Raw genomic sequence first — 12,571 nt, 5'->3', positions numbered from 1 at the left:
GAACGCTGTGTCTTTACGATCTATCGTCAACAATGCAGGTATCGGATTGGCCCTGCTTGTGATCGTGGTTTTCTTTTCGATTGCCAGCGAACATTTTCTGTCCGCCAATAACATCACCAACATCCTGACGCAGATTACGATCAATCTGATCCTGGCCGTTGGAATGACCTTTGTGATCCTGATCGGCGGCATCGATCTGTCCGTCGGGTCCGTCATGGCCTTCGCCGCCATTGTGGCAGGCAAAGCCATCACACTGCCCGGAATTGGCGAAACAGAGCTGATCATTCTGGCCGTATTGGCCGGTGTTCTGGCGGGAACCTTGTGTGGGGTTTTGAATGGGGCCATCAGTGCCTATTGGGCTTTGCCCTCTTTCATCATCACTTTGGGTATGCTGAACATTGCCCGGGGCGCAGCGCTTCAGATCTCAGACGCGCAAACGATCTACTCTTTTCCGTTTGCCTTCGAAGAGTTTGGCTCAAAACTGATCTATGGCGTGCCGGTGGTCTTTCTGGTTGCGCTTGGGTTGGTCGCAGTTGCATGGTTCGTGCTGAACCGCACCGTTTTCGGGCGTCTGATCTATGGGATCGGCAACAATGAAGAGGCCGTGCGCCTGGCCGGTCATCCCGTGTTCTGGTATAAGGTCGCAGCCTTTTCGATTTGTGGCATGACCGCCGGGATAGCAGCGATCATATATATGGCACGTCTGAACATCTCCTCTCCGATTGCAGGAATTGGGTTCGAACTGAACGCAATTGCGGCCGTCATCATTGGTGGCACCAGCCTAAGCGGTGGTCGTGGATCAGTCATCGGAACGCTTTTGGGGGCCATCATCATCGGCGTTTTGGCCAATGGTCTGATCCTGATCGGCCTGAGTGACTTCATGCGGCAGATGATCACCGGTGTTGTCATCGTGGTAGCGGTCATTCTTGATCATTATCGCGCAAAGTATTCGGCGGCGTGAAACGCGGCGTCCTCCTGAACCGGCACCTGAGTGCCCTCGTCGCCGAGCTTGGCCACCTCGATGAAGTTGTGGTGGCAGATGCAGGGCTGCCACACCCTAGGGCCGTACCCATAATCGACCTTGCTGTGACGGCCGGCGTGCCCGATCTGCAGCAGGTCCTGACAGCACTGGGAAGTGAGTTGATTGTGGAACACGCGATACTTACGACCGAAGCCAGCACGATAGTCACCGGCAAGATCACTGACCTGCTGACCGTCTGGCCCGCCAATCATGGGGCGGCGGTAGGACAATCCGTCCTGCCCCATGCAGAGTTCAAGGCGCGAACATCACAGGCAAAGGCAATCATTCGCACAGGTGAAACGACACCTTTCGCAAATGTCATTCTGGTGTGCGGGGTGGCGTTTTGACCCGTATTTCTGTTGTAGGAAGCATCAATGTCGATCTGACATCGTATCTCGAGCGCTGGCCTGGAGTGGGCGAGACGGTCGCGGCGGGCAGCACCCAGATCACACTTGGCGGCAAGGGTGCCAATCAGGCAGTGGCCGCTGCAAGGCTGGGCAGTCAGGTGACGATGATCGGCGCCGTCGGCAAAGACAGTTTTGGCCACGACGCCGTTGCCGACATTCGGGCAGCGGGCGTCGAATTGCGGGTTGCCGAGTTGCCGGATCGATCCTCGGGCATGGCATTTATCGATGTTGGACCCGATGGAGGGAATATCATTCGTCTTTCGCAAGGGGCGAATGCTGTCATGGACGCGAAGATGGTTGAACGCCACGCGGATGCCCTGCGGCAAAGTACTGTTGTGCTGCTTCAAAACGAGGTTCCGATCTCTGCATCTCTGGCCGCCGCGCGCATTGCGCATGAAGCCGGAGGATTGGTCATCATGGATCCCGCGCCCGCGCCCGTTCCGTTCTGGAGTGAATCGATCCTGAATGCCTTCGACATCATCACACCCAACACGCATGAAACGCACCTCATTCTCGGAACGTTGCCAACCACACTGGATGAGGCACGCATCGCCGCGCGCGCGCTGTGTTCTTCGGTGCGGCGGGGCGCGATAGTTACAATGGGCAGGCTGGGTGTCGCCTGGTGCATTGATGGCGAGGACGGTCAGATGACCGCGCCGAATGTTCCCGCAATCGACACTGTTGCAGCTGGTGATTGCTTTAACGGTGCCCTTGCACACGGATTGGCCGCCAAAGAGACCATCGATCAGGCCATAGTAACCGCAATGGATGCAGCGGCGTTTGCAACCACGCAGCGCGGGGCGTCAACATCCGCGCCCTTCAAACACCAACTGGAAAGTTTCAGGAAAAGGTCATATTCCCACTGTTTGGCAAATGGTTGAGAATACCAACTGTGGCCGTAAACTACTCGGCCAGGCTAAATCGGGTTCGGATATGGCAACAGTAAAAGATGTGGCCAGGCTTGCGGGGGTCTCGGTCGGGACGGTGTCGAAAGTTCTGTCGCATGACAGCACGGTAAAACCAGCGCGACGGGAAAAGGTTCTTAAGGCGGTCGAGGATCTTGGCTACAAGCCAAATCAGGCCGCGCGCGCATTGCGCACGAAGAAGGTGAATGTGATTGGACTTGTTGTTCCGGATATCACCAATCCGTTCTTTGCAAAGCTGGCGATGAGGATCGAAAAAGAGGCGTCAGCGCGCGGCTACACCGTGATGCTGACAACAACCATGGACGATCCGGAAACAGAAGCACGTCAGATCTCGGCATTGCTCGAACAGTCGCTGCACGGGCTTGTCATTGTCGCAACAAACGATTCCAGCAACGCCACACTGGGGAACTCTGACATCCCGATCGTGTCTCTGGACCGTCGCTTCGGCACCGCGGGACTTGTGAGTATCGATCATTCCGCATCGGCCGCAAAAGCGGCCGAGTATCTGCTTGATCTTGGCCATAGACGGATAGCCTACCTGGCCGGTCCACAAGACACCGAAGTTGGCAGGCTTAGAAAGCAGGGTTTTGTCGAAGCTGTCGAACGGTTCGCATCGAGTGCTGACGATGTGGCACTTAATGTACTGGAAGGCACGTTTGACTATGACAGCGGCGAGGCACTTGCGCGGCAGGTTCTCACCCAATCTGAAACGCCCAGACCAAGTGCGATAGCAACCGGAAATGATCAGATGGCAATTGGTGCGCTGCGGACGGCAAACGATCTTGGATTACGAGTGCCAGATGACCTGTCAGTAGTCGGGTTTGACGACATTGACCTTGCACTACACGTAATCCCCCGCCTGACGACCGTTTCACAACCTGCATTGGAACTTTGCCACGCCGCGGTAACCCGTCTGCTGGATGGGAAGAGCGTTTCCGATGAAGATCTTATGATTGAAGGTTCTGTCGTCGTTCGAGGATCTTCAACTGCCCCCAGGTAAAATCCACAGGAAGTTTACAGTGCCTCGTGCGAAGCGACCTCAACGGAAATTCGCACGATTGGAGCAGGCCTACCCACCATTTCGCAGTTGGTGAGCGGTTGCTTTAACTTCATTGATGCGCCCACTCCGATTGACCCCAATTCACCAGATGTAGGTCGTGTACGAACACCGTCTAAACAGCGCCCAGACAGAGCTTCTTCAACCAGATTGAAAACGGGTTCCCGTGATCGGCACGGAACATCAGTGCGGCCGTCGCTTTAGGCATCGCAAACGGAGTTGGTTGGGCCGACATCCCCAAAAGCCGTGCTGTTTTCTCGAACGGCGCGCGCAATGTCGTTATGAGCGCATCTGTCTCCGAAGCGAGGTTAAGCGCAGCAGAAAAGTTTGATGCGTAGCAAACGACATGGCGATCGATGCCGTGTTTTCGGAGCATCTTTTCGACCGGCCCTTCTTGCGCACCACCTAATCCAACAAGGACATGTCGAGATGCGCTCCAAACCTCTGTTGTCGGATTCCGGCTGTATTCATGCGTTTCGGGCGTGAACGTGCACCACTCGAGTGGCGCAATTCTGTGCAGAACCAGGTTCGTGTCCGATTTTTGGCGGCCAAAGCCCAAACCAATGTCTGCCTTGGAGCTTAAAACGGCTTGCCGCGCCATGTTCCCTTCAAGGAACTCAACGGAAGCGAGCGGAGCCGCGTTTGCGAGGTCGCCGATGAAATCCGTGAACAGCGACGTGCAAAGATCCGGCGTCGCAACATGAATGCGGCGTGTGGTCGTAGCAGGGTCAAACTCGAAATCGGTTGTGAACATCAATTTTGCGGCTTCGGCCGCGGCCGTTACACGGGGATGTAACTTTTCTGCAAATGGAGTGAGCCGCATCGTCCATCCCTCACGAACAAGAATCGGATCGCGAAAATGGTCGCGCAATCTCGCAAGGCTGTGCGACATTGCAGACTGTGTGCGACCTACGGCGTAAGCTGCGTCCGAAACGGATCGTCGGTCCAGAAGCGCATCCAATGCGGTGATCAGGTTCAAGTCGAGGGCTGCGAGGCTTCCATTAATCTTGCTCATGCAAGCATTGTATTCATCGATTTGATTCATGTCATCTGCTCTGTCAGCGTTGCAGTATCATGAGCCGAGAGGGGATAAGACTGTGAAACTGGCCTCGAAAACACTTTGCCTCCTTGCTGCCAGTGTACTGGCCACACCTGCCCTGGCACAGGATAGAGCGTTTGATCTTAACGGGACTTGGGAAAGCATTGCTTGCGAACTGCGCCCACAGGTCGGGCAGGATGGCGTCGCACCTTGGTACCTTAAGCGTTCGATCACGTTTGCACCCGGCCGCATCGATGCGCATTTCACCACTTATTCCGATGCCAACTGTTCCGCACCGCTTCTGGAGTTGAAGTTTGGCGGTGACGTCAACATCCTAGGGGCATCCGAAGTGGCGCAGGGCGCACTTAATGTTGATCTGATCGTCAACGACTATCTGACCATCACGCCGCAGTTGGAAGGCTTCGCGGGGTTTCTGAACTCAGCCGAGACGGGCGCTTGTGGACCTGAAGAGTGGTCCGTCGGCAATGAGCAGGACGTGTTTGAAACCGGATGCTCAGTCATGGGGATAGCGGCGAATGCGCCTACCACAGAATATGAGGTGCTCTATGTCTCAGCCGGCCATCTCTACTTTGGCGCGCGGCCTGTTGACGGCATGCCACTGGCCCAACCCGACGATCGTCCGACAGCTTTGCAGATGCCACTCAGGCGATTGAAGGGAGGAAAGACCCAGAAAGTAGGCGCGGATGATCTGCGTGTGCCGAATCATGTTGAGATCGTCATGTTTGAACAAGCCGACGGCGCAGACCCCACGGATGTTCGGTCGTTTTTTGAGACCATCACGCAAAAAATGAACCAGAACGACACTCTCCTCTACCGTACCGTGGGCCAAGGTGAAAACGGTATTTGGCTTTGCGTAAACTATTGGACCAATCGCCCAGATATGGAGACCCTGAACGCGCAAGCACAAAGCTGGGCGGACGAGTTTGCGGCCATGGGCGAACTGGTCAAACCAAACAGCTTTCGACTGACCAGCTACGACACGGGGCTCTAGCGATGCAGTGTTCATCTCGCTTCAGCCTGACCGTTCGCTTTCACCAAACGAACGGTCGTTCCGTCTCGCCGTCCTGACCTCTTCCGCAACCTAAATCGATCAAGCGGAGCGAATGCCCTTGTTGCGGATTGCGCGGGCAACGTTAGCGAGCAAGATCGAACGGCCGCTTTGGGCCGTCCACAAACTTCTCGATATCGCTGTAGAGTTTCAAGACTGTCTCCGCCAAATCGACCTAAAGAGGTCGAAGCACGCTATCCGCATGCCGCCCTACATAGCCTCCAGCGTGTGTGCGAGACCGTTTCGGATGTGATCTTCCAACAGCTTCTTTGCGGTGCTCGCGTCTCTGGCCAATGCGGCATCGAACATGCCCTTGTGCTCCTTGACTGCCTCTTCACCGCGATAGGTCAGTACGAGCATCTGATACCGCAGATACTTGTCGTAGATGATCGAGTGCAGAGACAGAAGGTTTTTGGAGTTGCAGGCCGCGATCATCGCTTGGTGAAACTCCCAATCATATCGTTTCCAGGTTTCTTTCTCGGACTCGTCGCCCTTGAGAAGCTGCTGCTCCATCAGGTGCAGTTTGTGGTGTGCGGCAACGAGGTTGCCTTCCCAGTCCGTGTCGCCGTTCGCAATGGACAGTTCCAAAGCGTGGCATTCCAACAGGACCCGAAGCTCAGAAATCTCGGTCAGGTCTTCTCGTGAAACTGGCGTGACCAGGAAACCCCGTTGTTCGGGTGCTTCGACAAATCCGTCGCTGGCAAGCCTGTTCAGGGTTTCGCGAAGTGTCGACAGGCTTGCCGAATAGCGTTCCTTCAAGGCGTCCAGCTTCAGTTTGGAGCCGGGCTGCAGCTCTCCGAAGATGATATCCCGCTTGATGCGTTGATAGGTGCTTGCACCTATCGTAGACGGCTGCTTCGCCATGCGTTTCACCCGATATTCTTGGTTTCTTCGCTCAATTAGCATTTTTCAGGGGTATCAGCAATCCAAACTGATGTATGGTAAAAATAAAAATATCATACATTATTGCGGAATCGCAAAAACCCCAATACGGTCGCGGTCAAGTTGGGCAACGCTGCTCGGTCGAACATTCAGGTTTCGGAGATGTCCGAACCCTCCGGAAGGAAACACAGTGTCTCAGAACTTTCGCATTGCCATCATCGGCATTGGCCTTGTTGGACGCCGCCACGCGGACGCGATCCGGGCGTTGCGTCATGTCGATCTTGTGGCGGTCGTCGATCCCAGCGACGAGGGCCGTGCATATGCCGCCGAGCATGGTGTCGCGTGTTACAAGACCCTTGAGGATATGTTTGCCCACCAATCACCGGACGGCGCTGTGCTTGCGACCCCGACGACGTTGCATGTTGAACAGGGGCTGACATGCGTCCGACACGGGTGCCCTGTTCTGGTCGAAAAACCGATTGCTGTCGAAGCCAATGCAGCGCTTGCGCTGGTACAAGAGGCCGCGAAGGCAGATGTGCCGCTCATGGTCGGGCATCATCGACGGTACAACCCTTTGATCAAGTCCGCCAAGGAAGCGATTGCAGACGGGAAGATCGGCGATGTTCGCGCGGTTCATGCGAATTGCTGGTTTTACAAGCCAGACGCGTATTTTGAGTCCGCGCCCTGGCGCAAGAAACCCGGAGCGGGGCCCATCTCGGTCAATCTGGTCCATGACGTCGATCTTCTGCGCTATCTGGCCGGAGAGGTCGTGACCGTACAGGCGCAGTCCGCCGCATCGCAACGCGGATATGACAACGAAGATGTGGCTGGGGCGTTGCTGACATTCGAAGGCGGCGCGATCGGGACAATAACCGTGTCCGACAGCATCGTTGCCCCGTGGAGTTGGGAGATGACGTCCCAGGAATATCCGATTTACCCATCAACCACGGAAAGCAGTTATATGATCGGGGGATCTCATGGGTCCTTATCCGTCCCTGACCTTCGGCTCTGGAATTATCCGGGCGGGCAACGGGATTGGTGGACTCCGATCTCGTCAACGGCTCTGAAAAAGGGGGCTTCGGACCCTTTGGTCAATCAGCTCAGGCATTTTGTTGACGTGGCGCGCCACAAGGCAGAGCCGATTGTCTCCGGGTGGGAGGGGCTGAGGACGCTTCAAGTCATTGAAGCAATACAAAATTCCTGCCGGACGGGGGAAACCGTTAGGATAGAAAGCTATCAGCAGTCACCGCAGGCTCAGGTCTCAGTAATCTAAAATATCAGATATTTTGTAAAAAATCTTGCAAAATGTCCAAAATAGGTCAAAACTCGGAATCGTCAAAAAAACATCATGATGTCTCAGGGAGGAGCAAAGTGATTACCAAACTTACCCGCCGGGCTGCTGTATCAGCCCTGGTCGCAACCGGTGTTCTGTTCAGTGCAACAAATGGTGTGCTGGCAGAAGACAAAGTGCAACTGCGCCTCGCAACCTCCGGCTCGGAGACCGACCAGCGTTCGGTCGCCATGGCCGAAGTTTTTGCGCCCATGGTCGCCGATTTCGCAAGCTACGAGCCCAGCTATAACGGCACCATCTTCGCGCAAGGCACCGAGCTGGACGCCATCAGCCGGGGCAATCTGGAAATGTCGATCACCTCGGCGCAGGAACTGGCACAGTTCTTCCCCGAGTTTTCGATCTTTACCGCCGGCTATGTCCATCAGGACGCGGCGCATCAGGTTGCCGTCTTCAACGATCCCCTGATGGATGCCTTCAAGCAAAAAGCCGAGGATGAACTGGGCGTTAAACTGCTGTCGGTCATGTATCTGGGCCGTCGTCAGGTGAACTTGCGCCAACCCAAGGATGAATTGACGGTCACAACTCCGGCCGATCTGGAAGGCGTGAACTTGCGGATGCCGGGCACTGATGCGTGGCAGTTCCTTGGCAAGGCGCTGGGTGCTGCCCCAACTCCGATGGCCTTCTCTGAGGTCTATACTGCGCTGTCCACCGGCGCTGTTGACGGCCAGGACAACCCGCTGCCGACCGTGGTGGATGCCAAGTTCTACGAAGTGACCAATCAGATAATCCTGACGTCCCACCTGGTTGACCTGAACTACATCGCCATCGGCAAAGAGGTCTGGGACGGATTGACGCCGGAACAACAGGCCAAGGTTCAGGAAGCTGCGGACGCAGCAGCGGAATCGGGTCGCCAGAAGCAGCTTCAGAAGGAAGAGGATCTGGTCAGCTTCCTGAAAGAGCAGGGCATGGAAGTCTATGAGCCCGATCTGGCCGCGTTCCGCGATCAGGTACAGTCCATGTATCTTGAAAGCGAGTTTGCCGGGTCGTGGCCGGACGGCGTTCTGGAACAGATCAACGCGCTGGGCAACTAAGACCAATCACGGAAGGGAGAACCACCATGAAAGGCTTCATAAAGGGGTTCTCCCGACTGACCGAAGCGATTGCCGGCGGGATGCTGGCGGCAATCTTCCTGATCTTCCTTCTGCAAATTCTGTTGCGGTACTTCTTTACCCCCGCCGGATGGACGCTTGAACTGATCGGCATCCTCTGGGTCTGGGTGATCTTTTTCAGCTGCGCCTTCATCGTACGTGAACGGGATCATGTGAAGTTCGACATCATCTACCTGTCGGTGCCCCGACGTGTCCGTCAGGTCTTTGCGATGCTCGCAGCCGCCGCCATCGTCATTGGGATGCTCTACAGCTTTCTGCCGACCTGGGACTACATCGACTGGATGAAAATCCGCAAGACCGCGACGGTTCGCAACCCGTTCTCGGGCGAGAAGGTACCGCTGCGCACGGTGTTTTCGATCTATGCCGTGTTCATGCTGGTCGTAGCCGCACGCTATGCATGGCTGTTCTTCGACATCATGCGCAACGGCCCACCAAAAACTGAACTTGAAATGGTCGTGGGATTTAACGTGGTCGACGATCATCCCCGCGTTGACGTGGAAGACGACGAGGACGCAAGCAAATGAGCTTTGAACTTCTTTCCTGCCTGCTGACCCTTTTTGTTCTGGCAGGCATCGGGACACCTATCGGCTATTCCATCCTGTTGGCGTCACTGATGTATCTGGGTGTCGCTGGTCTGGACGTCGCGCTTGCGGGTGAGAAGATCCTGCAAGGCTTCTACAAAAGCACGATCCTGCTTGCCGTGCCGTTGTTCATCGTCGCCGCCAATATCATGAATGCGGGGTCGATCACGGACCGTCTGCTGAACTTCTGCGTCGCTGCGGTCGGGCGGTTCAAGGGCGGTCTTGGGCATGTCAACGTGGTGGCGTCATTGATCTTTTCGGGCATGTCCGGCTCGGCAGTTGCGGATGCGGCAGGGATCGGCAAGATCATCATTGAGATGATGACCAAGGATGGCCGCTACAGCAGAGGTTATGCCGCTGCTATTACCGCGGCGTCGGCGACGATCGGCCCGATCATTCCGCCCTCGATTCCAATGGTCCTTTACGCGCTGGTGTCGAAAGCCTCTATTGGCTCGCTGTTTTTGGCCGGTATTCTGCCGGGCCTGATTATGGGCGTCGTCCTGATGGCGATGAACTACTATCTGGCTGGAAAGCGGAACTTTGCACTGGAAGAACCTGTTCCGCTGCGCGAGTTGCCCGCAAAAACTGCCAATGCGTTCCCCGCACTGCTTATGCCCGCGATCCTGCTCTATGGTATCTATGGCGGCGTCACCACGCCGACCGAGGCCGCCGCCGTGGCTGCCTTCTACGCCCTGCTGCTGGCCGCATTGTTCTACCGCGCACTGACCTTCCGTGGCCTTTATCAGGTGTTCGTCGACAGCGCGCGGTCTTCCGCCGCTGTGGGCGTGGTCATTGGCGGTGCGTTCATCCTGAACTTCATCGTCATTCAGGAACAGATTCCACAGTCGATTTCGGCCCTGCTGGAGGGTTCGGATGTTAGCCCGATTGTGTTCCTGATCCTGGTTAACCTGCTGATCCTTGCGCTGGGTTGCGTGCTGGACGCAACAACGATCATTCTGGTGATCGTGCCCCTGTTTATTCCCACCTGCGAGGCGCTTGGGATCGATCTGGTGCATTTCGGAGTGCTGGTCGTCGTGAACTCGATGATCGGTCTGATCACGCCGCCCTATGGCATTCTGCTTTTCGTGATCAACGCCGTGACGGACATTCCGCTGCGCGAAATCATCTCGGAAATCTGGGCCTTTCTGGCGGTGCTCATCTTCGCGCTGATGATCATGATGTTGATGCCTGATCTGGTCCTGTGGTTGCCGCGTCTGTTCGGGTATCAGGGGTAATGTGCCTGTCGGTTTCGACAACCTCCATACCCGGCGATCTGGCAGAGAAACTGCATGCCATCGCCGGGGCTGGGTTTGACGGCGTCGAGTTGCACGAACCTGACCTGACCGCGTTTGACGGGCCGCCTTCGCACATCCGCGATATTGCGTCGGACCTCGGTCTGAAGATTTGCCTGCTGCAGCCGTTCCATAACCTCGAAGGTCAGACCGGCCCGGGGCGGGAACGCGCCTTTGACCGGCTAAGGCGTAAATTCGATCTGATGGATGCGTTGGGCACAGATCTTTTGCTTGTGGGGTCCGCGTTCGAAGTGGGCACTGATGCCACCGAAGAACAGGTGATCGCGGACCTTGGCGAGGCGACCGAAATTGCCAAACAGATAGGGCTGCGTCTGGCCTATATGGGCTTGCCATGGTCCGATCTTGTTCACTCGGATGAGCAGGCGTTACGCATTGTCGAGGCAATTGACAGCCCTCATTTCGGGTTGGCCCTGAACTCATTTTTCTCGCTTGCCGACGGGTCCAAACCAGCCCGTCTTAGGGACACCCCCGGAGAGCGGTTGTTCCATGTACAACTGTCCGACGCGCCCCGGCTTGAGATGGATATTCGCAGGCTCAAACGGCACTTTGGGCTTTTGCCGGGGCTTGGGGCGCTGAACCTTGCGGGCTTTGTGCGGGTGTTGTCCCGCGCCGGGTACAAGGGGCCCTGGTCCATCGCCCGCGTCAACGAGGCGGCCCCCCAACCCGGAGGTCGCACACTGGCCCGAGACAGCTACAGGTCGCTGGTAAACCTTCTGGATGAGGTGTCGCGGACCGAACCAAGCGCAGATTATGGCATCCCGAAACTGCCCGAACGTGTCTATGCGTCAGGCTTTGAGTTCGTCGAATTCACAGCCGACGAGGTAAGCGGTGCGCAGCTGGCAGACATGCTGTCAGCCATGTGTTTTCGAATGGAGCGAAAGCACGTCAGCAAATCCGTCGAGCTGTGGCGGCAAGGCGCGATCAACATCGTGGTGAATACCGAAAAGGAAGGTTTCGCCCATTCAGCCTTGCTGGGCCACGGCCCATCGGTCTGTGACATGGGATTGCGCGTCAAGGATGCGGATCAGACGGTTCAGCGGGCTACCGCGCTGGGGGCCCCGGATTTTTCGCAGCCGGTAGGAACCGGAGAGCTGGATATCCCGGCCATTCGGGGTGTCGGTGGTAACGTCGTTCATTTTATCGATGAGAAATCCGATCTGCATCGGGTGTGGGATATCGAATTCGAGCCGGTTGCGAAAACAAAGGCGACCCAACCCGCCGGTCTGCGTCGCATCGACCATCTGGCCCAGACCATGCGCCACGATGAGATGCAAAGCTGGCTGCTCTACTACATTTCGACCTTTGAGATGGCAAAGTCGCCCATCGTGAACGTCGCCGACCCGTCGGGTGTTGTGCAAAGCCAGGCTATCGAAAGCCCCGAGGGCGAAGTGCGCCTGAACCTGAACGGGGCCGTTGGTCGTCGGACTCTGGCGGCCTCATTCCTTGAAGATGGCTTTGGGGCGGGCGTTCAGCACATCGCCTTTCAGTCGGACGACATATTTGAAACCTCGGCGCAATTGCGCAAGTCCGGCTTTCCCAGCCTGACGATTCCGGAAAACTACTACGCCGATCTGCAAGCGACTTTCGGGTTGGATGACGATCTGATCGCCCAGATGCGTCAGGGCAACATCCTTTACGACCGGGCAACGGGTGCCGAGTATTTTCAGATCTACAGCCGCCCCATCTTTAACGGTTTCTTCTTCGAAATTGTTGAACGCCGCATGGGCTATGCCGGGTACGGCGCGCGCAACGCGCCCATTCGCCTTGCTGCACAAAGCAAAACCCAAGCGGTGAAAGAGGTGCAGACGCAATGACC

General features: G+C 56.4%; 12 protein-coding genes. 10 read left to right on the top strand and 2 right to left on the bottom strand.

Annotated elements, in window-relative coordinates; translation table 11 throughout:
• The first annotated feature begins 7 nt into the window (after positions 1–7).
• From ACR0AC_RS04860 to ACR0AC_RS04845, 4 genes are read left to right on the top strand one after another with little or no spacing between them, the layout of a single operon-like run.
• Positions 8–961, top strand: coding sequence for an ABC transporter permease (locus ACR0AC_RS04860; RefSeq protein WP_480626431.1), 954 nt, complete (start codon positions 8–10; stop codon positions 959–961).
• The gene (gene rbsD / locus ACR0AC_RS04855) at positions 958–1,368 is read left to right on the top strand and encodes a D-ribose pyranase (protein WP_170456563.1); all 411 of its coding nucleotides are present in this window, start codon (positions 958–960) and stop codon (positions 1,366–1,368) included. Before ACR0AC_RS04860 ends, rbsD begins: the two co-directional genes overlap by 4 nt.
• Positions 1,365–2,309, top strand: coding sequence for a ribokinase (locus ACR0AC_RS04850; RefSeq protein WP_480626430.1), 945 nt, complete (start codon positions 1,365–1,367; stop codon positions 2,307–2,309). Before rbsD ends, ACR0AC_RS04850 begins: the two co-directional genes overlap by 4 nt.
• Before the next feature lie 52 nt (positions 2,310–2,361).
• Complete coding sequence (locus tag ACR0AC_RS04845; protein ID WP_480872188.1) at positions 2,362–3,354, top strand: LacI family DNA-binding transcriptional regulator; 993 nt, start codon at positions 2,362–2,364, stop codon at positions 3,352–3,354.
• A 172-nt stretch (positions 3,355–3,526) separates the two neighbouring features.
• Here ACR0AC_RS04845 and ACR0AC_RS04840 read toward each other — a convergent pair whose 3' ends face one another.
• A complete protein-coding gene (locus ACR0AC_RS04840) occupies positions 3,527–4,456 on the bottom strand; it encodes a LysR family transcriptional regulator (RefSeq protein WP_480872186.1) in 930 nt (309 codons plus the stop codon).
• A gap of 52 nt (positions 4,457–4,508) precedes the next feature.
• Between ACR0AC_RS04840 and ACR0AC_RS04835 the strand changes: the two genes are divergently transcribed.
• Positions 4,509–5,462 (top strand): hypothetical protein, encoded by a 954-nt coding sequence (locus ACR0AC_RS04835; protein ID WP_480872184.1) that lies wholly within the window; start codon positions 4,509–4,511, stop codon positions 5,460–5,462.
• Positions 5,463–5,729: 267 nt separating this feature from the next.
• On the opposite strand, the gene ACR0AC_RS04830 is transcribed toward ACR0AC_RS04835, so the two are convergent.
• Positions 5,730–6,383 (bottom strand): GntR family transcriptional regulator, encoded by a 654-nt coding sequence (locus ACR0AC_RS04830; protein ID WP_480872182.1) that lies wholly within the window; start codon positions 6,381–6,383, stop codon positions 5,730–5,732.
• A gap of 208 nt (positions 6,384–6,591) precedes the next feature.
• Between ACR0AC_RS04830 and ACR0AC_RS04825 the strand changes: the two genes are divergently transcribed.
• The 5 genes from ACR0AC_RS04825 (at position 6,592) to ACR0AC_RS04805 (ending at position 12,569) form a co-directional block, all read left to right on the top strand.
• Positions 6,592–7,674, top strand: coding sequence for a Gfo/Idh/MocA family protein (locus ACR0AC_RS04825; RefSeq protein ID WP_480626428.1), 1,083 nt, complete (start codon positions 6,592–6,594; stop codon positions 7,672–7,674).
• 98 nt (positions 7,675–7,772) lie between these two features.
• Complete coding sequence (gene dctP / locus ACR0AC_RS04820) at positions 7,773–8,783, top strand: TRAP transporter substrate-binding protein DctP (protein WP_480626427.1); 1,011 nt, start codon at positions 7,773–7,775, stop codon at positions 8,781–8,783.
• Between the two features lie 26 nt (positions 8,784–8,809).
• Positions 8,810–9,385: a TRAP transporter small permease subunit gene (locus tag ACR0AC_RS04815; protein WP_170521464.1), complete on the top strand. Its 576-nt coding sequence runs from the start codon at positions 8,810–8,812 to the stop codon at positions 9,383–9,385.
• Entirely contained in the window at positions 9,382–10,677 is a 1,296-nt protein-coding gene (locus ACR0AC_RS04810) for a TRAP transporter large permease (protein ID WP_008755425.1), read from the top strand. The genes ACR0AC_RS04815 and ACR0AC_RS04810 overlap by 4 nt, the downstream gene beginning before the upstream one ends.
• Positions 10,677–12,569 (top strand): bifunctional sugar phosphate isomerase/epimerase/4-hydroxyphenylpyruvate dioxygenase family protein, encoded by a 1,893-nt coding sequence (locus tag ACR0AC_RS04805; RefSeq protein ID WP_480780110.1) that lies wholly within the window; start codon positions 10,677–10,679, stop codon positions 12,567–12,569. Before ACR0AC_RS04810 ends, ACR0AC_RS04805 begins: the two co-directional genes overlap by 1 nt.
• Positions 12,570–12,571: the final 2 nt, after the last annotated feature.

The sequence above is a fragment of the Ruegeria sp. H7 genome, assembly GCF_056532945.1.
The sequence above is the reverse complement of the archived record's forward strand: the minus strand, read 5'-3'. Positions and strand labels throughout refer to the sequence as shown.